This window comes from Aeromonas tecta, assembly GCF_000820185.1.
GTDB classification, from domain to species: domain Bacteria; phylum Pseudomonadota; class Gammaproteobacteria; order Enterobacterales; family Aeromonadaceae; genus Aeromonas; species Aeromonas tecta.
The window spans coordinates 1-23,611 of record NZ_CDCA01000032.1; the positions used below are offsets into that span (position 1 = coordinate 1).

Sequence of the window (23,611 nt, forward strand, 5' to 3'; positions counted from 1 at the left end):
CCAATTAAACAGTTGTGCAGCGAGTGCATGATTGGCTGCGAGGATGACACCTCAGTAAGCGGCAAGAATTTAGCGAAACGCTAGCAAATTGTGGAGCGGTAGTTCAGTTGGTTAGAATACCGGCCTGTCACGCCGGGGGTCGCGGGTTCGAGTCCCGTCCGCTCCGCCACTGATTAGAAAGCCCAGTCTAACGACTGGGCTTTTTTTTGTTTGAAATTCTCCAAATCCCCTCTTTGTGCCGCGTATCCTCATCAGTTATCGCGTTGACTCCTCCCTTCCTGTTGTCACATCATCCTATCTGATGATGTCGCGAGCCCTTGTTGCCGCTATAATGGCCGCCCTCAAGCAAGGTGGTGGTATGAAAGCAGAATATCTACAGCGATTCGGTGGCATTGCCCGTCTTTATGGTCAGGGTGCGCTCAACTCCTTCAGTCAGGCTCGTGTCTGTGTGGTCGGGATCGGCGGGGTGGGCTCCTGGGCGGCGGAGGCACTGGCTCGAGCCGGCATCAACCAGATCACCCTGATCGACATGGATGATATCTGCATCACCAATACCAACCGCCAGATCCATGCCATGCAGGGCACCGTCGGTCGCCTGAAGACCGAAGTGATGGCCGAGCGTATCCGCGCCATCAACCCGGATTGCGAGGTGATCGAGGTGGATGACTTCGTCACCACCGACAACCTGGCCGAGCACATCAAGCGTGAGTTTGACTATGTGGTGGATGCTATCGACTCGGTCAGGGCCAAGGTGGCGTTGATCGCTTTTTGCAAACGGAACAAGATCCCGGTGATAGTGGCGGGTGGAGCCGGCGGTCAGATGGACCCGACCCAGATCACCGTGGCCGATCTGGCCAAGACCATTCAGGATCCGCTGGCGGCCAAGGTACGCTCCGATCTGCGTCGACTGCATAACTTCAGCAAGAACCCGGCCCGCAAGTTCGGGGTGGAGTGTGTCTTCTCAACCGAGCAGCTGAGTTACCCGGATGGTAACGGCGGCACCTGTCAGGCCAAGGCAACCAGCGATGGTAATATGAAGATGGATTGCGCCTCGGGTTTCGGCGCTGTGACGCCGGTGACGGCGACCTTCGGTCTTGTCGCTGCCTCACGGGTGTTGAAGAAGATTGCCGAGCGTGGGGCCAAAGTGGAACGTGCTGAAAAGGCCGCGTCACTTGAGAAAGCAGAGCTCGCCGCAGGTGTAGAAGGTGGTACGCCAATGGCTGGAGATCAAGCCGAGGTCTGATCTCGTATTGCCAGCACTATTGCCCTGAGCCCGTTACCTCGTGACGGGCTCAGGTGTTTCTCCAGCCCCAGTTCGGTGAAGTAGGCTTCCATATCAAAGGCCTGGATGGCCTCGCTGCTCTGGTGATTGAGCGCCGCCAGCACGATGACGATGAGGCCACGCACGATGCGGGCGTCGGAATCGCAGGCGAAGTGCCAGTTACGATCCTCCCCTTTCTCGCTTTTTAGCCAGGCCTGGCTCTCGCACCCTTTGAGGCGGTTCTCTTCAGTTTGCCACTCGACGGGCAGCGCGGGCAGCAGTTTGCCGAGCTGGATGATGAGCCGGTACTGGTTCTCCCAGCCATGGGTGGCGGCGAACTGCTGGCGCAGGCTCTCGGCATTGGGTTCCCGGCCGATGGCGGTATAGCTGTTGAGGTTATTCATCTCGGTCATGCCTTAAAAGAAATCGTCCAGTCTGTGCAGGGCGGCCAGCAGGGCATCCACATCATCCCGGTTGTTGTAACAAGCCAACGAGGCCCGCATGGTACCGCTGATGCCAAGGCTCTCCATCAGCGGCATGGCGCAGTGATGCCCGACCCGCAGCGCTATGCCCTGCATGTCGAGCAGGGTGGCTGCATCCTGCGGATGGATCTCACCCGGCAGGAAGGAGACGGCGCCAGCACGTAGCCTTGGTTCACCGATGAGGCGCAGGCCCGGCACCTGCCGCAACCCTGCCACCAGATAGTCGGTGAGATCTTGTTCATGGCGAATCAGAGCTGCCCTGTCTTGCTGTTCGATGAAGTCGATGGCGGTGGCGAGGCCGATGGCACCGGCGATGTGCGGGGTGCCAGCCTCGAACTTGAACGGCAGGATATTGAAGCTGGTGCCCGCGAAGCTGACCCTGTCGATCATTTCGCCGCCTGCCTGCCAGGGTGGCATGCGCTCCAGCAAGTCGGTTCTGCCCCAGAGCACCCCTATCCCGGTCGGGCCATAGAGCTTGTGGCCGGAGAAGGCGTAAAAGTCGCAGCCGATGGCCTGCACGTCTACCTCGAGGTGCGCCACCGCCTGGGCCCCGTCGATCAGGGTCAGGGCACCGACGGCTTTGGCGGCGGCCACTATCTCTTTCACCGGGTTGACGGTGCCGAGTGCATTGGAGACATGGGCGACGCTGACCAATCGGGTATGCGGTCCCAGCAGTGCATGGTAAGCGTCGAGATCCAGATCCCCCCGCTTATCCAGTGGAATGACGCGAATGATGGCGCCGGTGCGCTGGGCAACCAGCTGCCAGGGCACGATATTGGCGTGATGTTCGAGGGCGCTGAGCACTATCTCGTCCCCCGCCAGCAGTTCGCTCAGGCCCCAGCTCAGGGCCACCAGGTTGATCGCCTCTGTAGTGCCGCGGGTCCAGATAACTTCCTGTGGGCGAGGAGCATGGATAAAGCGCGCCACCGTCTCGCGGGCGGCCTCGAAGGCGCGGGTGGCGCGGCCGCTCAGGGCATGAGCTGCGCGGTGCACGTTGGCGTTGTCGGCTCGGTAGTAGTGAGCGAGGACATCCAGCACCGCCTGCGGTTTCTGGGTGGTGGCGGCATTATCCAGATAGACCAGGGGATGGCCATTGACCTCTTGCGCCAAGGCCGGAAACTGGCTGCGCAGTTGGGCGTGCTGTTGCTGGTTCATGCTCCCCTCATCATCATCTGGAAAAGTCGGCCATGATCCTGAAAATGGCAGGCAAACACAAGGTGCGTGATGCTGGCCGACGGCTGACACAGCATGGTGTGGATACGGCTCACTCGCCGATTTCTGTTACAATGCCGCCCCTCATCATAAGCCAAGAGATCCGGCCCATGAAGCTCAACCCCAATCAGAATGAAGCGGTCAAGTTTGTTTCCGGCCCTTGCCTGGTGCTGGCGGGCGCCGGATCGGGCAAGACCCGTGTCATCACCAACAAGATTGCCTACCTGGTGCAGCAGTGTGGCTATAACGCCCGCAACATAGCGGCGGTCACCTTCACCAACAAGGCGGCGCGGGAGATGAAGGCGCGGGTCGGCCAGACCCTGGGTCGCAAGGAGGCGCGGGGGCTGATGGTCTCCACCTTCCACACCCTGGGTCTGGATATCATTCGTCGCGAGCACAAGAGCCTGAACCTCAAGGCAAACTTCTCCCTGTTCGATGACACCGACCAGTTGGCGCTGCTCAAGGAACTGACGGAAGCCGAGCTTGATAACGACAAGGACAAGCTGTCGGCCCTCATCAGCCAGATCTCCAACTGGAAGAACGATCTCATCCTGCCGGCCCGCGCCATGCGCATCGCCCAGGGGCCGGAAGAGGTGCTGATGGCCCAGCTCTATGAGCGCTACAGCAAGCAGATGGCCGCCTATAACGCACTGGATTTTGACGATCTCATCGTGATGCCGACCCTGCTGCTGAAAAGCAACGAGGAGGTGCGTACCCGCTGGCAGAACAAGATCCGTTACCTGCTGGTCGATGAGTACCAAGACACCAACACCAGCCAGTACGAGCTGGTGAAGCAGATCGTCGGCGAGCGGGCCCGCTTCACCGTGGTGGGGGACGATGACCAGTCCATCTACTCCTGGCGCGGTGCCAAGCCGCAGAACCTGGTGTTGCTGAACGAGGATTATCCGAGCCTCAAGCTCATCAAGCTGGAGCAGAACTACCGCTCCAAGAGACGGATTCTGAAGTGTGCCAACATCCTGATCGCCAACAACCCCCACGTGTACGACAAGGCGCTGTTCTCAGAACTGGATGAGGGGGTGAAAATCAAGGTGCTGTTCGCCAAGAACGAAGAGCATGAGGCGGAGCGGATCGCCGCCGAGCTGATGGGCCACAAGTTCATGAACCGCACCCGCTTCAAGGACTACGCCATTCTCTATCGGGGCAACCATCAGTCGCGCATCTTCGAAAAGGCGCTGATGACCAACCGCATTCCCTACCGCATCTCGGGTGGTACCTCCTTCTTCTCGCGCACCGAGATCAAGGACATCATGGCCTACCTCAAGCTGCTGGTGAATCCGGACGAGGACACGGCCTTCCTACGGGTGGTTAACCTGCCGCGCCGGGAGATTGGCCCCACTACCCTGGAAAAGCTCGGCCAGTACGCCAACCAGCGTGGCAAGAGTCTGTTCGCCGCCAGCTTCGAGTTGGGGCTGGAACAACACCTGTCCGGCCGTGGCTTGGTCGCCCTGCAGGCATTCTCCAACTGGCTGGTACGGCTCGGCGATCAGGCGCTGCGCGGCAATCCGGTTGAGGCGGTGCGGGACATGATCAAGGAGATCCACTACGAGGAGTGGCTCCATGAGACCTCGCCCAGCCCCAAGGCCGCCGAGATGCGGATGCAGAACGTCTCCACCCTCTATCGCTGGATCACCGAGATGCTGGAAGGGGATGAGCTGGAGGAGGCCATGACCTTGCCTCAGGTAGTGACTCGTCTCACCCTGCGCGACATGATGGAACGCAACGAGGGGGAGGATGAGGCGGATCAGGTGCAGTTGATGACACTGCATGCGTCCAAGGGATTGGAGTTTCCTTATGTCTACATGGTGGGTATGGAGGAGGGTCTGCTGCCACACCAGACCAGCATAGACGAAGATAACGTGGAGGAGGAGCGTCGCCTCGCCTACGTGGGCATCACCCGTGCCCAGACCGAGCTCACCTTCACCCTCTGCAAGGAGCGGCGCCAGTACGGGGAGTCGGTGCGGCCCGAGCCGAGCCGCTTCCTGCTGGAATTGCCCCAGGACGACCTGGAGTGGGAGAACCAGAAGAAGGTGACCGCCGAGGAGCGTCAGCAGAAGGGCCAGGTCGGGGTCGCCAACCTGCGGGCCCTGTTCAAGAAGGATTGAGTTTGCCCGGATTGAGCCGGCGCTAACCGGCGCCGGTCTGAATCAGCAGGGGCGTGATGTCGGCCCCGGGCAGGGGGGGTGAGATGTAGCGCCCCTGTCCCATGGCGCAACCCAGATCGATCAGCTTTTGCAGCTGCTGCTGGTTTTCGATGCCCTCGACTACCAGGGTGAAGTCCAGATCCAGGCAGATATCCCGCATGGCCCGGATCAGTGCTAGGTCCTTGGGGGAGTTCAACATGCGATGGGTGAAGCTGTCATCCACCTTGATGTAGTCCACCGGGAAGTGGAACAGGGCATTGAGGGAGGAGAAGCCGGTGCCAAAATCATCCAAGCTTATCTGGATGCCCTTGGCCCTGAGTTCGTGCAGGGAGGTGAGCGAGTCGGAGTTCTGCCTGGACAGCTCCCGCTCGTTGAACTCGAAGATGAAGTAACTCGGTAATACCCCCTCCTCCTCCATGATATGAACCAGCTTCATGATCTGCTCGCGACTGGCCAGATGCTTGCCGGACAGGTTGATGGCGACCTTGAAGCGGCTCGGGCCCGAGACCGGCAGCCAGCTCTTCAACTGCTGACAGGTGCGACGGAGGATCTGCTGATCCAGCACCTGGATGAGGCCACATTGCTCGGCCAGCGGAATGAAATCGAAGGCATCTTTCAGTTCCCCCTCCTCGGTTACCCAGCGCGCCATCACCTCCAGCCCGGTCAGACAGCTGTCTTCGAGCCGGATCACCGGCTGGAAGTAGGGCACTATCCTGCCTTCTCGCAAGGCCCTGCTCAACATCTCCTCCGGCGAGCCTGCGTGCTCGGTGCAAGCCTCGGAATAACTGACGATGCGGCTGCGGCCGTTGCGTTTGGCCTGGTACATGGCGAGATCGGCCTGGTGCAGCAGTTGGCTGATATCCGCGGTTTGTGCCGACACGCTGGCCACTCCCAGGCTGACCGTGATGGTCAGCTCATTGCCCTGCAGCCTGAACGGGTGGGCGATGCGGCCAACGAGGCGGTTGAGTACCGGGCTGACGTCCTCCTCCAGCTGGCTGTTATCCAGATAGATGACGAACTCGTCGCCACCCAGTCTGGCGACCATGTCGTTTTGTCTGATGCAGCCTTGCAGCCGCTTACCCAGTTCTTGCAGTAGTTGATCGCCGGCACCATGGCCCAGGGCGTCGTTGACCTGCTTGAAGTGATCCACATCGATGAAGATCAGGGTGAACGCCGGGGTCTGGTAGCGACGATAGCGGGTCATGGCGTGATGGAGGTGGTTCATCAGCAGGGCCCGGTTTGGCAACTGGGTCAGCGGATCATGCAGCGCATTGAACTGCAGCCGGCGCTCCAGCTCCTGATGCTGCTTGAGCTGCTTTTGCAGCCGCAAGTTGGTTTGGCGCAGCTGTTGCAACCGCTGATTGATGGACTCTTCCGAGTTGAGCTCATCCAGCTGATGGCGGATCTGTTTCAGCTCCAGCAACAAGGTCAGCTGGTTGCGCAGGAAATCGAGGAACAGCCGATCATCGGCTTCCAGGGCCTGGGGCGTGCTGATGAGGAAGTGAGCAAAATACTGCTGTTGCTGGCGCAGCGGCAGGCTGTACCAGTAGAGCCCGTGTTCGTGGCGCTCGATGTTGTTGGTGCTGTGACAGAGCGCCCTGATGACGTCGTCACCGTAGGCGAGCTGTGTCGGGTAGAGCCTCTCCAGCCGCGGGCTGTCCTGGCGGATCAGCAGCATGTCCCGAATGGCCAGCATCTGGCGCAACACGGCTTCCAGCTGTGAGAACAGCGCATGATGGGGGAGGCTGTGGGCCAGCCGCATGATACGGCTGATATTTTCTATCTTTTGCTGCCAGTGGGGATCTCGCCGGATGAGCGGGGAAGCCTGCTCCGAGAGATGGGCCCCGGTTTGGGTCTCATGCAGCCGCTTGGCCAGGCACTCCAACAGCAGACGCAGGGTCGGCAGGTGCTCGGGCGCGGAGCGGGCCAGCAGCCACTGTACCTCGCCATGTTCCACCGACTGCACACACCACCCCTGGCTCTCATCGAGCTGGGTGAGTTGTTCGGTGAGACGAGGCTCCTCACGCCCCAGCTGCTGCTTGAAATCCTCGGCAAGCTGGTGTGCATAGACCCAGTGCAGCCCCCCATCGGCCAGCCCCAGCATGGCAAACTGCTGCAAGGGGCAGAGCTTGTCCAACTGCTGTAGCAGTCGGCTGTAATCCTGAGGAGAGGCGGCGTCAGGCGCAGGAAAATCCATGATGGAGGAGACAATAGCCAGCAAGGGTGTGGAGTCGTGCGGTGTGTTGGACTGGACTGGCATGCAAAACTCCCGAATATAATTACCTTCAAGGGTAGCCGGAAGTAAACAGATTGAAAGGGCCGCAATAGCGGCCCTTTCAAGTACTTAGAGCTTGTCGATCATGTAGTGAATGGCACCCTCGATCTCTTCGTCACTACAGGTGGCGCAGGTGCCTCGTGGCGGCATCATGCCGGACTTGCCGGTGAAGCCTTCGATGGCATGCTTTTTCAATGTGTCGAACCCTTGTGCGATGCGAGGCTCCCAGGCGGCCTTGTCTCCACGCTTGGGAGCACCAGCGGCGCCGGTGTCATGACAGGCGAAACAGGCGCCCTTGAATACGGTCTCACCGTCACGGGGGCCGGACGACGCGGCGGCAGGCGCGGCGCTCGCCGTTGCAATCCCTTCCAAATCCTTGGCGGTGTAGACCTGGCCGACTGGGGCGATGCGCTCTGCGATGGCCTCCGGTGACATTTCATCGGCGGCCAACACGGCGCCGGACAGGCTGGCAACCGCCATCCCGGCAGCCAGCAAATAGCTCAGTTTTTTCAACACGCTCATGTACTCCCAGCAGGCTCTTATTATCCCTAGAAAACGACGGGATTATAACCGAATAGTTACAGCCATTTAAACGCTTGTGTGTGAAGTGTTAAGCAATCTGTGAAGAAAGTTTCGACAGGGGAGGGGGTGGGCGGGGCCGGTAGCGGTAAAAAGAAACCCGGCTTTCGCCGGGTTTTCTGGGTAGGAGGTGAGAAAGAAGCACTTGCCCCCGTTGAGGATCACCTTGCCGAACTGACCGGAGCGTGCGGCATCGAGACGCTGCTGGTCTCCTCGATGCGAACACGCCGATACGGCGACGGCGTTATCAATCCCAGTTGAGGATCACCTTGCCGGACTGACCGGAGCGCATGGCATCGAACCCTTGCTGGAAATCGTCGATGTGGAAGCTGTGGGTGATGATGGGGGATAGATCCAGCCCGGACTGGATGAGGCTGGCCATCTTGTACCAGGTCTCGAACATCTCGCGGCCGTAGATCCCTTTGATAAACAGTCCCTTGAAGATCACCTTGTTCCAGTCGATGGCCATGGTGGAGGGCGGAATGCCGAGCATGGCGATCTTGCCGCCGTGGTTCATCTTGTCGATCATGTCTTGGAAGGCACTAGGCACGCCGGACATCTCCAGCCCCACGTCGAAGCCCTCGGTCATGCCGAGCTCGCTCATCACGTCGGCGAGCTTCTCCTTGCTCACGTTGACGGCGCGGGTGGCACCCATCTTGCGAGCCAGCTCCAACCGGTACTCGTTGACGTCGGTGATCACCACGTGGCGGGCGCCCACATGACGGCAGACGGCGGCGGCCATGATGCCGATGGGGCCGGCGCCGGTGATGAGCACGTCTTCGCCCACCAGATCGAAGGAGAGCGCGGTGTGCACGGCGTTGCCGAACGGATCGAAGATGGCGGCCAGCTCATCCGGGATGTTGTCCGGCAGCTTGAAGGCGTTGAAGGCCGGGATCACCAGGTACTCGGCGAAGCTGCCCGGGCGGTTGACGCCGACGCCTATGGTGTTGCGGCACAGGTGAGTGCGACCGGCGCGGCAGTTGCGGCAGTGACCGCAGGTGATATGGCCTTCACCGGAGACGCGATCGCCCACGGCGAAGCCACGCACTTCCTGGCCGACGGCCACGACCTCACCGGCGTATTCATGGCCGACCACCATGGGCACGGGGATGGTCTTCTGGGACCATTCATCCCAGTTGTAGATATGGATATCGGTGCCGCAGATGGCGGTCTTGCGGATCTTGATCAGCAGATCGTTGTGGCCGAGCTCGGGGGCCGGGACGTCCGTCATCCAGATGCCGACTTCGGATTTGAGTTTGGAGAGTGCTTTCATGACAGGTTCCTCACGGCGCTTGGCCGGGTACAGAGGGTAATAAAATGGGGCCCAACCTTGGCCCCCGTTTTAATCAAATAGCCATGTGATCAAATCACGCCCAGCTCGCGGCCGATGCGGATGAAGGCATCGATGGCCTTGTCCAGCTGCTCGCGGGTATGGGCGGCAGACATCTGGGTACGAATGCGGGCCTGACCCTTGGGCACCACCGGGAAGGAGAAGCCCACCACGTAGATGCCGGCGGCCAGCATACGGCTCGCCATCTCGGAGGCCAGCTTGGCATCCCCCAGCATCACCGGAATGATGGCGTGATCGGCGCCGGCCAGAGTGAAGCCGGCGGCACTCATGCGGGTGCGGAAATACTCACTGTTCTCTTTCAGCTGGGCGCGCAGGGCATGGCCCTCGGCCAGCATGTCGATCACCTTGATGGTGGCCGAGACGATGGAGGGGGCCAGCGAGTTGGAGAACAGGTAGGGGCGGGAGCGTTGACGAAGCCAGTCGATCACCTCTTTCTTGCCGGAGGTATAGCCACCGGAGGCGCCACCGAGCGCCTTGCCCAGGGTGCCGGTGATGATGTCGACCCGGTCCAGCACGTCGCAGTATTCGTGGGTGCCGCGGCCGTTTTCACCGATGAAGCCCACCGCGTGGGAGTCATCCACCATCACCAGGGCATCGTACTTGTCCGCCAGATCGCAGATGGATTTCAGGTCGGCGATGACGCCGTCCATGGAGAAGACACCGTCGGTGGCGATCAGCTTGAAGCGGGCGCCATCGGCGTTGGCCTGTTTGAGTTGGGCTTCCAGCTCGGCCATGTCGTTGTTGGCATAGCGATAGCGCTTGGCCTTGCACAGTCGCACGCCGTCGATGATGGAGGCGTGGTTCAGGGCATCGGAGATGATGGCGTCTTCGGCGCCGAACAGGGTCTCGAACAGACCGCCGTTGGCATCGAAGCAGGAGGAGTAGAGGATGCTGTCTTCGGTGCCGAGGAAGGCCGACAGCTTCTGCTCCAGTACCTTGTGTTGATCCTGGGTGCCGCAGATGAAGCGCACCGAGGCCATGCCGAAGCCATGGCTATCCAGCCCCTGGTGGGCCACCTTGATAAGCTCGGGGTGGTTGGCCAGCCCCAGGTAGTTGTTGGCACAGAAGTTCAGTACCTGTTCGCCGCCCACCGCGATCTGGGCCTGCTGGGCCGAGGTGATGATGCGTTCCTGCTTGTACAGCCCTTCCGCTTTGACCTGCTCGAGCTGCTCGCTCAGGTGACGATAGAATCCGTTAGACATCCTCGGTCCTCATTCGCTGTGTTAGCTGTGTAATCAGGGTTGCTTGGTCTTGCCGTGCCGTCGTGATGAAACGCCAGCAGACCCTGGAATGGGCAACATTTTACTGCAACCGCTGCCCATGAATTCAAATTATTGTGCTGATATTCAACAATTGTGAAACAGATCTCACCCAGCTGGTTGGGCCAGCTGGTGGTAGTGCTGTTCCAGCTGACGGATCTGTTCGGCCACCTGAGGCTGCACATAGGGGCGCAGCAGGAACAGCACCCGCAACACCCCCTGATAAAGCAGTGGCTTGGTGATGCGGGCGCTGGGGGCCTGGGCTATCTGGAACGGGATCCAGCAGGTCACCACCATCTTGATGGTCTGGCCGAGATCCGGTAGATCGTCGTCGCTGACGGCGATGATGCCCCCCTCGCGCAGGCTCCTGAGCAGGGCGACCACGGCGGCGCGCAGTTGCTCCTGGGCCTTGAGGTATTTGTGTTGCAACGGCTCGTCGCGACTCAGAATGTCCGGCAGATTCGCGTAGAAGAAGCGAAATTGCCACATCAGATAGAAGATGGCATCCAGATAACCCATCAGATCTTCCAGCTTGATCTCGTTGCTGCGGGCGGGGGTGAAGCTCTCGCTCAGGTGACGAGCATACTGATCGAAGATGGAGTGGATGATGTCTTCTTTATTGCGGAAGTGGTAATACAGGTTGCCTGGACTGATGCCGAGATGGGCAGCAATGTGGTTGGTGGTGATGTTGCGTTCACCCTGATCGTTGAACAGCTCGGTGGCGCTGTGAATGATCCTGTCTCTGGTTTTCATCGCTGATCCTTCTGCCGGGCCCCGGATGGGAAAAGTCATCAAGGTCGAATCCCCTTGCGGCCCGTGATAAACTTTTCGGCAATTTCAAATTGGCCCACTATACACAGCTTTAACAGGCAGTCACACGTGGCCATCAACGTACGCGAGGCAAACTCCATGATCGTAGTAACTGGCGGTGCAGGCTTTATCGGCAGCAATCTGGTCAAGCAATTCAATGCCATGGGACGCACCGATGTGGTGGTCATCGATGACCTGACCGACGGCACCAAGTTCGTCAACCTGGTCGACCTGACCATTGCCGATTACATGGACAAAGACGAGTTCCAGGCGCGTATCGTCTCCGGTGACGAGTTTGAGGAGTGGGATGGCGGCATCGAGGTGATCTTCCACGAAGGCGCCTGCTCGGCCACCACCGAGTGGAACGGCAAGTTCATCATGGAGGTCAACTACGAGTACTCCAAGGATCTGTTCCACTACTGTATCGAGCGGGAAATTCCGTTCATCTACGCTTCTTCCGCCGCCACCTACGGTGGCCGCAACGATAACTTCATCGAAGATCCGAAGTTCGAGCAGCCGCTCAACGTCTACGGCTACTCCAAGCAGCTGTTCGATCAGTACGTGCGTCGCTTGATGCCGGAGATCGACTCCCAGGTTGTCGGCCTGAAGTACTTCAACGTCTACGGTCCGCGCGAGCAGCATAAGGGCTCCATGGCGTCCGTCGCCTTCCACCTCAACACCCAGGTGAAGCAGGGCGACAATCCCAAGCTGTTCGAAGGCTGTGACGGCTTCCCGGACGGCGGCCAGATGCGTGACTTCGTCTACGTGGACGACGTCTGCAAGGTGAATCTCTGGTTCTGGCAGAATCCGCAGCACTCCGGCATCTTCAACTGCGGTACCGGCCGTGCCGAGCCGTTCCAGAACGTGGCCGAAGCCGTGATCAAGCATCACCAGCAGGGTACCATCGAATACATCCCCTTCCCGGATCACCTGAAGGGCCGCTACCAGAGCTTCACCCAGGCTGATCTCACCAAATTACGCAGCGTCGGCTATGACGGTGAGTTCAAGACGGTGGCCGAAGGCGTGGCCGATTACATGGCCTGGTTGAACCGGGCTTGATGTAGTTTTTTCTCTGACAAGGGCTACCCCTATATCGGGTAGCCCTTGTATTCTTTGTTCACGCCTCAAATTATGTGATTTCTAGTATGAAGAAAAAAGTGCTGTTCTTGATGGAGACACTGGAGGGCGGGGGAGCCGAGAAAGTACTGGTCAACATACTCAATCATCTTGATGAAGCTAAATATGAAATAACACTATTGCTGCTGCGATATGAAGGGGTGTATCTGTCTACATTGCCTCGTTATATCAAGGTGAAATATTTGTTAGGGCCTGAGCCGAAAGGTTTTTTGCGTCGAGGGATCATTTATTCCCTGAAGAAAAGATGGTACTCCCTGATCCTGGCCAAAGCATGGTTGGCCAATGTTCTTATTCCCGATTATTTTGATGTTGGCGTCTCTTTTCTGGAAGGGGATGCGAGCCTGCTTTTGTCCTATCTCAATGGCCCTCAGAAAAAGATAGCCTGGGTGCATATCGATCTTGAACGGCATCACACCTTACCTCGAACGCTTGAAAAGGTGGTGTATGAGGGGATGGATGAGGTTGTCTGTGTTTCGGAAGGGGTCAGACAATCCATCTTGAATCTCCATCCTGCACTCGAGAGCAATATTTCGGTGATTTATAATCCGATCGATACCAGCTATATCGCTGCCAAAGGGAAGGAGAGCATCAAGGTTGGAGATGGGCTGAATGTGTTGGCCATTGGCAGATTGCTTAATTCACAAAAAGCATTTGATCTCTTGCTGGCTGCGCATCATCAGAATATTGCCGCCGGCATGAACTACCATCTGACCATTCTGGGTGAAGGATCAGATAGAGCTGTATTGGAGCAATATATCCAAGAACATCAACTGGGTGGCTATACCAGTCTACTGGGATTTCAGGACAATCCTTACCCCTATATCACGGGTAGTGATCTCTTTGTGATGTCTTCTCGTTACGAAGGATATCCGGTGGTACTGGTTGAAGCCATGACCCTTGGCAAGGCCATCATCTCGACAGCATGCACAGGCCCGAAAGAAGCACTGAATGACGGTGAATTTGGCTATCTGGTTCCCGTCAACGATGTTCAGGCCTTGGCCAAAGGCATAAAAACCCTATTGGAAGATGAGGGGAGCCGCGAACGTTATGCCAGTTTATCCAAGCATAGAGCCGACATATTCAGCTTCAAACGAAGTATGAGCGACGTCGAGCATCTACTAGATACCTAATCTTGAGTTGCTCTCACCTTGTCAGGCACAGTCACCGGAGAATGATGGTAGTGTGACAAAGTAGATGAGCAACCTTAGTCGTGAGTTGGATAACTATGAATATACTGATGGCACTCTCCCAGCTCGAAGTGACGGGCGCTGAGGTCTATGCCACCACGGTTGGCAACGAGTTGACCCGACGTGGTCACAATGTCTTCTATGTTTCAGACACCCTGACCAAGCCCACCCAAGGGCCTGTGTTCAAGTTGCGTTTCAACAAACGCAGCATACCGCGCCGCTTCTGGCACGTGTTCTACCTCATCTATCTCATCAAGAAGTACCATATCCAGCTAGTGCACGCCCATTCCCGCGCCTCCGGCTGGAGCAGCTATGTCGCCTGCAAGCTGACCGGCACGCCGATGATCACCACGGTTCACGGCCGCCAGCCGGTGCATGCATCACGCAAGGCATTCCATGCGCTTGGGCATAGGGCGGTGGCGGTATGTGAGGATATCGCCCAGCAGATCATCGACAATCTGGGGGTGGATCCAGCCAAGGTGCAGGTACTGCGCAACGGTATCGAAACCGACAAATTCCAGCCGATGCCTGCGCCGGATAACCCCAGGCCGGTGATCGCTATCGTCGGTCGACTGAGTGGCCCCAAGGGGGAGCTCTGTTATCGCCTGCTGGACGAAGTATTGGATCTGGATGCCTATCGGGTACGGATTGTCAGCGGCACCCAGGTGCCTGAGCGCTTCGCTCGATTCAAAGAAAAAGCCGAGTTCGTCGGCTATGTGGACGATGTCCCTACTTTATTGGCAGGTTGCGATCTGGTGATAGGTGCCGGCCGAGTTGCAATGGAGGCGCTGCTATGCGGCCGCCCGGCCTTTGCCATCGGCGAAGCCAAGGCCATCGGGCTGGTGACCGAGCAGAATTTGGACGAGGCGCTGGCGAGCAACTTTGGCGACATAGGGCCGCAGGATCTGGCGATCGATTTCGCCGCCTTGAAGGCACAGATTGCCCCGGCACTGGCCAGCAAGACGGTGCCGGACCCCCTTCGTCAGCGCATCCAGCATGAATATGGTTTGCAGGAAGTGGTGAGCGGGCTCGAGTCCGTCTACCAGGATGCCGTGGTCGAGACCCTGCGCCGCGAGATGCCGGTCATCATGTATCACCGTTTCATCGAGCAAGAGAGCGAGAAGGGAGTGCACGGCACCTGGCTGCCGATTGCCATGTTCGAGAAGCACCTGAAGCTGATGAAGTGGCTCGGTTACGAGACGCTGACGTTTAAAGACTTGGCGGACAAGGGCTTTATCCACCGCCTGCAGTACGGCAAAAAGTATCTGATGATCACCGTGGATGACGGTTACCGGGACAATCTCACCCGTATGCTGCCGCTGCTTGAAAAATATGGTTACAAAGCAGTGGTGTACATAGTCACCGGCGAAGATCACAATCGCTGGGATGTGGAGCATCCGACCCATCCCGATACGCCGGTGGCGCTGATGAATGGCGAGGAAATTCGTGCGCTGGTTGCATCCGGACATGTGGAGATCGGCGGTCATACCCTGACTCATCCCCGTCTCAGCAAGCTCAGCCCGGAGCAGCAGGCGCACGAGATCTGCGCCAATAAGAACCGGTTGGAGCAGTTGCTCGATGAGCCATTGCTGTCGTTTGCCTACCCTTACGGGGATCTGAACGACGATGCCAAAACCCAAGCCCGTGCCGCCGGTTATCGCTATGCTGTGGCCACTAACAGCGGTCCAAGGGCGATGCATCAGGACCCGCTTCAGATCCGCCGAATTGCCATTTTCCCTCGTACCGATATGTTCGGGCTGTGGCGCAAGATCCGTGGTAACTATGTCTTCAGGAAATAAGCGTTGATGTCTATTAAGCCTCTTGAAATTCTCGATAAGGTAACAACAGCCGTTTTTGCGCTGACAATTGCATTTTCATTCTGTGGTTTGTTCCTAGTTCCCTCTGGTCAGAGCATTTTGTCTAACTTGTTGGTCGTGTCTGGCGTTCTTGGCCTGCTTAACTATTTTATCGGGGGGAAGAAGGAGGTCCTATTTACCGACCGGCGCCTTATCTGGATTTTTGTCTTCTATGCTACCGTGATCTTGATAAACAGAATCATTCATGGAGATCAGTATGGGGTCATGCGAGATTTATTTTACGTTTCTGTATTCTCTCTGATGATGCCTAGAAAAAAGATACTGTTCTCTGTGGGCTGCATTGCCATACTGATTGGCGGTATTGGATTGGGCCTATTGAGTCTTTGGCAGTATGAAAATGGTATTGTCAGGGTAGAAGGTTTTACCAATGCAATCTTATTTTCGCAGTCTGCATTGACTTTGGTTATTTTAAACTGGTGCCTGTTCATCAGAGCAAGAAAAGTATGCTGGGTTAAGACTGGTTCTTTGGTCTCCATAACCGCATCTTTGCTTGCACTCTATCTCTCCCAGAGTCGTGGTGTTTGGTTAGCTTTGGGAGCTGTGATTGGTCTTTTGATAATATATAAGTCTCTATATAAACCATTAAAATATGCATTTATTACTTTGTTGTTGGTGGCCTTGGCTGGTGGTCTTTATCAGACAAATACTATTGTGCAGGGTCGAATGGCCGAGGCGGTTTCTGATATTAAGGGGATTGAAGGAGGAACATATTACTCCTCATGGGGACTACGAGTCGTGGCATGGGAAAGTGCTTGGCTAGGGTTCCTCGAGTCTCCCCTGATAGGGGTTGGTACTGATGGTTTTACTGCCGTCAAAGAACAACAGATCTCACAGGGACTTGTGTCACCCTTGGTGATGGATCCTGCTTTGGCGCATGCCCATAGCCAGTATATGCAAAACTTGATTATTCGGGGGGCGGTCGGGATCCTGGCTCTGGCGATCTTCTTGTTTTACCCAATGAAGCTGCTGGTAGAAAGGGCTGGATGGGGCTCTCCATACACTATGATACCGCTATCGTTTGCCGTCAGCGCCTTAAGTGATGTGCCATTTGAGCATCAAAATACACTGTATCTATATGCGTTGAGTTTAGTTTTCTGCTGGTGTGCCATCGAATTCAATATGGAAAAGAAAGCATCATGATCCCTGTATTTGTTATCAGCTTGGTCAGAAGCCAGGAACGGCGTTCCTTTATCAAGCAACATATGGATAGCCGAGCAATAGAGTTTTCATTTTTTGACGCCGTGGATGGGAAGGCTGTCTCTGAAGATGAATTGAAGCGGGTAGACTTCCCACTTGCCAAGCAGTTTTGTGGTCATGATCTGAGTTTGGGTGAAGTTGGCTGTGCCATGAGTCATATCGGTATATATGAAATGATGGTCGCCAAGAAGATTGAACGTTGTATTGTGCTGGAAGATGATATATATCTGCATGGTCATTTCAAAGCCATCGTATCGCAGGCCATATCGGCATGTCAGTCGGAGATTGTCTTTCTGCATCATGGCAAGGTGAAGTCCTGGCCGTGGATGAAAAAAATGCCGGAAGGGTATCGCCTTGCCCAATATATCTCTCCGAGTCGCAACTCCAAACGCGGAATAATATCGACGGCAGGGTATATATTGACCCTGGCGGGTGCAAAAAAGTTGTTGGAAAAAGCCTACCCCATTCGGATGCCATCAGATTATCTGACTGGACGCTTGCAGCTCAATGGCTTGACGGCCTCCGGAATTGAACCCTGCTGCATGGATGTCGGCTTGTTTGATACCACGATCGATGATCGCAACTATGGTCCTCATGTGACCGATGACGAGGTTTGATAGTGATCGGTTATTTGCAGCTATTACGTGACCGGGTGCGCAGAGCCTTGGGCATTCTCTTGTTTGACAAGAAGATGCCACTCGGTATCCAGGGGGACATCAATCATATATTGGTGATCCGTTGGGATGCCAAGCTGGGTGATTCCTTCATCTCTTCCTTCTTTTTCCGGGAAATAAAAAAGCTGCCCGGAAACAAGAGGGTGACTGTTATCACGACCCCGGCCCTGGCCAGCCTGTATCGGAATTGCTTCGGGGTTGATGACGTCATCGAGATCAACAAGCGGCCCGGCTACGGCGCCATCGGCAAGGTGGTGTCATCCATTCCCCATGTCGATCTGGTGATACATCTCACCGAGGGGATGAAGATGAAGGATCTCTATCTCCTGCACAAACTCTCGCCGACCAATGTTGCCTCCCTCGACGACAGTATCGGACGCGTCAATGTGAAGCTGTCCAAGGCGACGGTGGGCATGCTGTTCCAGGATAAATATCGCTATCTGTTGTCTCTGCTGGGAGCGAAAGAGATAGATCCGCAGTACATAATCCCTGTGGCAGGGAAGGGGAATGTGACCTCGGCTTGTGATGATCTCATTCTCATCAATCCCTTCGGCAGCACTCAGTACAAGTCATTCTCGCACGCCAAGATGGTTGAGTTGCTGAAGACGTTGGCCACCGAGTTCGCCGCCCATCGCTTCGGAGTGCTCTCTTCACCCGCAACTTATGCTGCTGCGGAGGCCATGGTCAGGGACAGCTCGGCTGGCAATGTTATGCTGCTGGAAGGCGTGAACACAATCGATGATGCCATCTATTGTGTTCAGCACGCTAAGGCTGTGCTGTCGGTGGACACCGCCATAGTGCATATCGCCGTTGGACTGGAGAAGCCGCTGGTGTCGATTTATCCGCGCCACGGTGAGACGTTCAACCAGTGGCTGCCGACCAGTACGCTGCGGGTCAGGATCCTGTTCAGCGACTCCCCTGGCCTGAATGCCGACATGAACAATGTCGATAACCAGGCCGTCTGTGAGGCACTAGCTAGTCTGCTGCCCGTGACTGAGCAAGTAGCGCCGCTAGTCGCTGAATAACCAGCTCAGGTGTAATTGATCGGAACAGGGCTTCATCGAAGAAGTCCTTCTCCTGGGTTGGCAGCTGGAAATCCGCCCCTTTGGCATCGAAGATATCGATGGCCTGATACCGGGGGTGGTTCACCGGGTTGGCGATGATCTTGTCGCCGCCCGGGGCCACTATGGTCAGCAGTGGCAGGCCGATGGCCTGCGCCATGTGCCGTGGGCCAGTGTCATTGCCGACAAACAGCTGGCAGTGGGAGAAGAGCCCGACCAACTCCCGTACCGAGCGGGTCTGGATATGGTCAAACACGCTGGCCTGCAGCGCTTCTGGCAGCAGGGGCTTCAGGCCACGGTTGTACTCCTCTTCCCCCGGCCCGCAATAGATCAGGATCTGAGCGTTGTGCTCCTCGATGAGCCAACGCGCCACTGCCGCAAAACAATCGATGGGCCAACGTTTGTAGTGGCCAAGGGAATTGACCCCCATGGCGATCAGTGGCCTGACGGGATCGATACCGGCCGCCAACAGGGTTTCGCGTCCCTGCTGCTTCTCCGCATCACTCAACCAGAGATAATAGTTGCGATCCTCTTGTGCTAGTCCGAGAGGCTTTAGCAGTGAGAATCTGTCGTCAACTAGGGTGCTGTTGCCCTGATGTTCTGTATCTTTGCGAAACCGGACTATGCGGTTGTGGCCGAGTCGCCAAGGAAAGGAGTCAAAACCGATCCGTAATTTGGCTCCCGAGATGAGGCAGGTCAGCAGGCCTATCATCTGGCCCTGGCTGTTGATCACCACGTCATAACGCTCGCGGCGGATCCCCATCAGCAGCTCTTTCATATAGCGCCACTCGTTGCGGCGTGACTTCTCGATGACAATCAGCTTGTCGATATTGGGATTACCCTCTGCCATGCCCGCGCAGTAATCCATGACCAGATAGTGCACTTCTCCGTCGGGATCATGCTGCTTGAGGTTGTTGCACAGTGCCGTGGAGATCAGCACATCCCCTATCTGTTTGGTTTGTACTACTAGGTATTTCATGGCGAAGGCCTCAAGTGAGGTCGTTGTTGAACGTCAGCACAACAGCATATCGCACTAGGTGGTCAGATGCTGCCGCGACGGCGTGAAAATCCGATCCCAAGCACTGTGACGGCCGCATTTTCCCGCCAGTGTTTAATTCTTGGGCATCCGAGTCGCAGAAGTGCGGATCGAAAAAGGCACGACCCCTGGGCCGTGCCTTTTGTTGACAGCCTATCGGTGCGATCAGCGCACGATCAGACCGAGCAGTATGCCCACCACGCCAAAGTCGGCATCGCTGAAGGTGGTGTTGGCAAAGCCCAGATCCCCAAGCACCGGCAGCAGGAACACCGGCAGGAAGGTGATCAGCAGGCCGTTGGCGAAGGCACCAAGCAGGGCGCCACGGCGACCACCGGTGGCATTGCCGAACACCCCGGCGGCGGCGCCGACGAAGAAGTGCGGCACCACGCCCGGGATGATGACGGTGAGCCCCAGCAGATAGAGCAGTACCATGCCTACCAGGCCGGCGGTGAAGCTCGACAGGAAGCCGATCAGCACGGCGTTGGGGGCATAGGGGAAGACGATGGGGCAGTCCAGCGCCGGCTTGGCGTTCGGTACCAGCTTGTCGGAGATCCCCTTGAAGGCCGGCACGATTTCGGCGATGACCATGCGCACCCCCTGCAGGATGACGTAGACACCGGCAGCGAAGGTGATGGATTGCATCAGGGAGAACATGAACCAGTGCTTGCCCTTGGCGACGCTGCTGACAAACTCGGGGCCGGCGAAGGCGGAGGTGATGAGGAAGATGATGCCCATGGTGAAGGAGATGGCCACCGGGGTATCGCGCAGGAACAGCAGGCTTTTGGGCACCTGCACCTCTTCACTGCTGTGGGCTTTGTTGCCGAACTTGGCGCCGATCCAGCCGGCCAGCACGTAGGAGATGGTGGAGAAGTGGCCGAGCGCCACCTCGTCTGAGCCGGTGATCTGCTTCATGTAGGGGTGGGCGATGGCCGGGAACAGCACCATGGTGATACCGACCACCAGGCTGCCGACCGCGATCAGCGGGATGCCGCTCATGCCGCCGGCGGAGAGAATGGCCGCAACCATCATCGACATAAACAGGGTGTGGTGACCGGTCAGGAAGATGAATTTCCAGGGGGTGAGACGGGCGATCAGGATGTTTACCAGCATGGCGAAGAACATGATCATCGCCATCTCCTTACCAAACGACTGTTGGGCGATGGAGACGATGGCCTCGTTGTTGGGGACCACCCCCTTGATGCCGAAGGCGTGCTGGAAGATGGTGGCGAAGTCGCCCAGCGAGTTCACCACCAGGGTGGCGCCGGCCCCCAGGATGACGAAGCCCATGATGGTCTTGACCGTGCCCTTGATGCACTCGGTCACGGGTTTCTTCTGGGCAATCAAGCCGATAAGGGCGATCAGGCCGACCAGCACGGCCGGCTCCGACAGCACGTCAAACATCAGAAAATTGAAAAATTCCATGGTCAGCTCCAATCAATGGAAGGTGCGGCCCTCGGGCCGCAGTGTTGCACTCAGAGTGCGCCCAACTCACGCAGGGCGGCGGAGAGCCGCTCCTTCATGGCGGCCTTGTCGACCATGTTGTCCAGCGACACCAGCCGGCCGTTGACCCCCATGCTGGTGAGCTGTTCGGCGATGTCGCGGGTGGCCACGAACATCTCGGCGCTCTCGCTGCCGGCGGAGGCGAGATCCCGGTGATCCACCTCGGCGGTCACATTCAGCTCCTTCAAGATGCTCTTGATGCTCATCTCCATCATCAGGCTGGTGCCCAGGCCGTGTCCGCATACAACCAGAATTTTCATCTCTCTTCCTCTGTCAGGGCGCAGGGCGCCGCTCAATAGCGCGCCAGGATGCGCAATATGTCGTCTTTGGTGTCGGCCGCAATGATGGCCGCCACGTCTTCTTCATTCATGAACAGCTCGGCCAGCTGGGCGATGGTCTCCACGTGGGAGTTGCTGTCGCTGGCGGCCAGGGTGACCAGCAGCTGGATGGGGTCGTTGCCCTCTGAATCGAAATTGACCCCCTGTTTCAGCACGGTCAGCCCCAGTCCCAGCCGGTTGACGCCATCCTCCGGACGGGCATGGGGCATGGCGAGGCCGGGGCCCAGCACATAGTAGGGGCCGAGCTGTTCGTGGGAGCGGTACAGCGCCGCCACATAGGAGGGTTCAATGGTGCCATTGGCCAGCAGAGGCGCTGTGGCGAGTTCGATGGCGTGACGCCAGTCGCGCGCTCCCGCTTCGATGGAGATGACCTCTTCGGTCAACAGTTGAGTCAGCATGGCAGTGATCCGGCTGGATAAGATGGGGCCAATCTAGCGATCTTGCCTCTCGATAACTGTGAGCGGGATCTCGAAAGTTAGCGCTACCAGATAGCGCTAACATCGAACTGTGATAGCGCTATCATTTATCTCAAAGAAGGGATTCGTATTGCGCCTTAACTAGGTCAAAGGAGGTAAAATACAGTGTGAGCAAATAGTCAGTGCCGCACTTTTGCCTTAAAGTGAGCACCCGTATGCCGAGGAAGGGAAAGGATGTCAGAAGTCAAAAAACGCCGTAGCACGGGTCGGGTGACCCTCAACGAGGTTGCCAGGCTGGCCGGGGTGGGGGCCATGACGGTCTCCCGCGCCCTGCGCACCCCCGAGCTGGTGTCAGACAAGATGCGTGAGCGTATCGAAGCTGCGGTGGACGAACTTGGCTATATCCCCAATCGGGCGGCGGGGGCGCTCGCCTCCGCCACTTCCCAGACCATAGTGGTCATTGTTCCGAGCCTGGCCGAGCGTGGCTGCGGTGACATGATTGCCGGCCTGCAGCAGACCCTGCTGGCTGAGGGCTATCAGATCATGTTGGGGGATGCCCAGCACCTGAAACAACAGGAGGAAAACCTGCTAAGCAGCTTTTTGCAGCACAATCCGGCTGCCGTGGTGCTGTTTGGTGGCGATCCCGGCGACATTATTCGCGGCCGGCTGGTGGCGGCTCGCCTGCCGGTGGTGGAGGTGGGGGCCATGGCGCGTCAGCCCATCGACATGAACGTCGGGGTCTCCAACTTCGATGCGGGTTATCAGCTGACCCAGCATCTGATAGAGCGCGGTTATCGCAATATCGGTTTTCTGTGTGCCCGCCAGGAGCAGTGGATGCTGCAGCAACGCATGCAGGGTTGGCAGAAGGCGCTGCTGGATAACTACCTCTCCCCCGATGCCATCATCAACACCTCGGAGCGACCGAGCTTCAGCACCGGTGCCGCCATGCTGGGAGAGTTCTTGCTGCGCTGGCCGGAGCTGGACGCGTTGGTCTGCGTCAACGACGAGCTAGCGGCGGGGGTGTTGTTTGAGTGCCAACGTCGTCACTTGAGCGTGCCGGGCAAGCTCGCCATCGCCGGTTTTGACGATCTGGATGTGGCGCGGGCCTGCTATCCGGCGCTCACCTCGGTCAAGATCCCCTATCACCAGATGGGCCAGGAGGCGGCGGAACTGATCTTGCGTCAGCTGGCCGGCGAGGCGGTCACGGGCACGGCCCTGGCCCTGGATTTTCAACTGCAAAAACGTCAGAGCACCTGAGCCCCGACGCCATCACCCTGAGAGGCATGCATGTTCAAGGCACTGTTACTGGAAAACCAAGACGGCAAGACCGTTCCGACCCTCACCCAGCTGGCCGAGAGCCAACTGCCGGCAGGAGAGGTGCGGGTGGCGGTGAGCCATAGCTCCATCAACTACAAGGATGGCCTGGCCATCACCGGCAAGGGCAAGATAGTGCGTCAGTGGCCGCTGGTGCCCGGCATCGATTTCGCCGGTACCGTGCTCGAATCCGCCGACGGCCGCTATCAGCCCGGTGACAAGGTGGTGCTGACCGGCTGGGGTGTGGGCGAGGGGCACTGGGGTGGCATGGCCGAGCAGGCGCGGGTCAAGGCGGACTGGCTGGTGCCGCTGCCGGCCGGGTTGGATGAGCGTCAGGCCATGTGCATCGGCACCGCCGGCCTCACCGCCATGCTGTGCGTGCTGGCGCTGGAGGAAGCTGGCATCACTCCCGCGAGCGGTGAAGTGCTGGTGACCGGTGCCGCCGGTGGCGTGGGCTCGACCGCCGTCGCCCTGCTGGCGGCG

The 23,611-nt window shown here is 57.8% G+C and carries 21 protein-coding genes and 1 tRNA gene; 11 read left to right on the forward strand and 11 right to left on the reverse strand.

The window, feature by feature from the left end; genetic code table 11:
• Positions 1–92: 92 nt before the first annotated feature.
• Both BN1137_RS13845 and tcdA read left to right on the forward strand, forming a co-directional pair.
• Positions 93–169, forward strand: a tRNA-Asp gene (locus BN1137_RS13845).
• A gap of 189 nt (positions 170–358) precedes the next feature.
• Positions 359–1,243, forward strand: coding sequence for a tRNA cyclic N6-threonylcarbamoyladenosine(37) synthase TcdA (gene tcdA, locus BN1137_RS13850; protein WP_050719194.1), 885 nt, complete (start codon positions 359–361; stop codon positions 1,241–1,243).
• Here tcdA and BN1137_RS13855 read toward each other — a convergent pair.
• The gene (locus BN1137_RS13855; protein WP_050719177.1) at positions 1,228–1,665 is read right to left on the reverse strand and encodes a SufE family protein; all 438 of its coding nucleotides are present in this window, start codon (positions 1,663–1,665) and stop codon (positions 1,228–1,230) included. The genes tcdA and BN1137_RS13855 overlap by 16 nt on opposite strands.
• Positions 1,666–1,677: 12 nt before the next feature.
• Positions 1,678–2,898: a cysteine desulfurase gene (locus tag BN1137_RS13860; protein WP_050719178.1), complete on the reverse strand. Its 1,221-nt coding sequence runs from the start codon at positions 2,896–2,898 to the stop codon at positions 1,678–1,680.
• A 167-nt stretch (positions 2,899–3,065) separates the two neighbouring features.
• On the opposite strand from BN1137_RS13860, the gene rep reads away from it, so the two are divergent.
• Positions 3,066–5,078, forward strand: a complete 2,013-nt coding sequence (gene rep, locus BN1137_RS13865) for a DNA helicase Rep (protein WP_050719179.1) — start codon at positions 3,066–3,068, stop codon at positions 5,076–5,078.
• A gap of 22 nt (positions 5,079–5,100) precedes the next feature.
• Here rep and BN1137_RS13870 read toward each other — a convergent pair whose 3' ends face one another.
• From BN1137_RS13870 to BN1137_RS13890, 5 genes are all read right to left on the reverse strand, one after another.
• Positions 5,101–7,377, reverse strand: a complete 2,277-nt coding sequence (locus BN1137_RS13870) for a putative bifunctional diguanylate cyclase/phosphodiesterase (RefSeq protein ID WP_050719180.1) — start codon at positions 7,375–7,377, stop codon at positions 5,101–5,103.
• 84 nt (positions 7,378–7,461) lie between these two features.
• Entirely contained in the window at positions 7,462–7,914 is a 453-nt protein-coding gene (locus BN1137_RS13875) for a c-type cytochrome (protein ID WP_050719181.1), read from the reverse strand.
• Between the two features lie 304 nt (positions 7,915–8,218).
• The gene (gene tdh, locus BN1137_RS13880; protein WP_050719182.1) at positions 8,219–9,244 is read right to left on the reverse strand and encodes an L-threonine 3-dehydrogenase; all 1,026 of its coding nucleotides are present in this window, start codon (positions 9,242–9,244) and stop codon (positions 8,219–8,221) included.
• Between the two features lie 89 nt (positions 9,245–9,333).
• Positions 9,334–10,524 (reverse strand): glycine C-acetyltransferase, encoded by a 1,191-nt coding sequence (locus BN1137_RS13885; RefSeq protein ID WP_050719183.1) that lies wholly within the window; start codon positions 10,522–10,524, stop codon positions 9,334–9,336.
• A 165-nt stretch (positions 10,525–10,689) separates the two neighbouring features.
• Entirely contained in the window at positions 10,690–11,334 is a 645-nt protein-coding gene (locus BN1137_RS13890) for a TetR/AcrR family transcriptional regulator (RefSeq protein ID WP_050719184.1), read from the reverse strand.
• 156 nt (positions 11,335–11,490) lie between these two features.
• On the opposite strand from BN1137_RS13890, the gene rfaD reads away from it, so the two are divergent.
• From rfaD to BN1137_RS13920, 6 genes are all read left to right on the forward strand, one after another.
• Positions 11,491–12,450 (forward strand): ADP-glyceromanno-heptose 6-epimerase, encoded by a 960-nt coding sequence (rfaD, locus tag BN1137_RS13895; protein WP_050719195.1) that lies wholly within the window; start codon positions 11,491–11,493, stop codon positions 12,448–12,450.
• 86 nt (positions 12,451–12,536) lie between these two features.
• On the forward strand, positions 12,537–13,658 hold the full coding sequence (locus tag BN1137_RS13900) for a glycosyltransferase (protein ID WP_050719185.1): 1,122 nt from the start codon (positions 12,537–12,539) through the stop codon (positions 13,656–13,658).
• 95 nt (positions 13,659–13,753) lie between these two features.
• On the forward strand, positions 13,754–15,514 hold the full coding sequence (locus BN1137_RS13905; protein ID WP_050719186.1) for a bifunctional glycosyltransferase family 4 protein/polysaccharide deacetylase: 1,761 nt from the start codon (positions 13,754–13,756) through the stop codon (positions 15,512–15,514).
• A 3-nt stretch (positions 15,515–15,517) separates the two neighbouring features.
• Positions 15,518–16,732 (forward strand): O-antigen ligase family protein, encoded by a 1,215-nt coding sequence (locus BN1137_RS13910; RefSeq protein WP_198150649.1) that lies wholly within the window; start codon positions 15,518–15,520, stop codon positions 16,730–16,732.
• Positions 16,729–17,406 carry a glycosyltransferase family 25 protein gene (locus tag BN1137_RS13915; protein ID WP_050719188.1) on the forward strand — a complete coding sequence of 226 codons (678 nt, stop codon included), beginning with the start codon at positions 16,729–16,731 and terminating at the stop codon, positions 17,404–17,406. Before BN1137_RS13910 ends, BN1137_RS13915 begins: the two co-directional genes overlap by 4 nt.
• A 2-nt stretch (positions 17,407–17,408) precedes the next feature.
• Positions 17,409–18,488, forward strand: coding sequence for a glycosyltransferase family 9 protein (locus tag BN1137_RS13920; protein ID WP_050719196.1), 1,080 nt, complete (start codon positions 17,409–17,411; stop codon positions 18,486–18,488).
• On the opposite strand, the gene BN1137_RS13925 is transcribed toward BN1137_RS13920, so the two are convergent.
• The 4 genes from BN1137_RS13925 to BN1137_RS13940 all read right to left on the reverse strand — a co-directional run bounded on the left by BN1137_RS13925 (position 18,439) and on the right by BN1137_RS13940 (position 21,796).
• Complete coding sequence (locus BN1137_RS13925) at positions 18,439–19,503, reverse strand: glycosyltransferase family 9 protein (protein WP_050719189.1); 1,065 nt, start codon at positions 19,501–19,503, stop codon at positions 18,439–18,441. The genes BN1137_RS13920 and BN1137_RS13925 overlap by 50 nt on opposite strands.
• 222 nt (positions 19,504–19,725) lie before the next feature.
• Positions 19,726–20,982: a PTS ascorbate transporter subunit IIC gene (locus BN1137_RS13930; RefSeq protein WP_050719190.1), complete on the reverse strand. Its 1,257-nt coding sequence runs from the start codon at positions 20,980–20,982 to the stop codon at positions 19,726–19,728.
• A gap of 50 nt (positions 20,983–21,032) precedes the next feature.
• Positions 21,033–21,320: a PTS sugar transporter subunit IIB gene (locus BN1137_RS13935; RefSeq protein WP_050719191.1), complete on the reverse strand. Its 288-nt coding sequence runs from the start codon at positions 21,318–21,320 to the stop codon at positions 21,033–21,035.
• Positions 21,321–21,352: 32 nt separating this feature from the next.
• A complete protein-coding gene (locus tag BN1137_RS13940; RefSeq protein WP_050719192.1) occupies positions 21,353–21,796 on the reverse strand; it encodes a PTS sugar transporter subunit IIA in 444 nt (147 codons plus the stop codon).
• 252 nt (positions 21,797–22,048) lie between these two features.
• Between BN1137_RS13940 and BN1137_RS13945 the strand changes: the two genes are divergently transcribed.
• Positions 22,049–23,071, forward strand: a complete 1,023-nt coding sequence (locus BN1137_RS13945; protein WP_050719193.1) for a LacI family DNA-binding transcriptional regulator — start codon at positions 22,049–22,051, stop codon at positions 23,069–23,071.
• Between the two features lie 30 nt (positions 23,072–23,101).
• The coding region (locus BN1137_RS13950) for an alcohol dehydrogenase catalytic domain-containing protein (protein WP_157433768.1) at positions 23,102–23,611 on the forward strand (510 nt) is incomplete at its 3' end.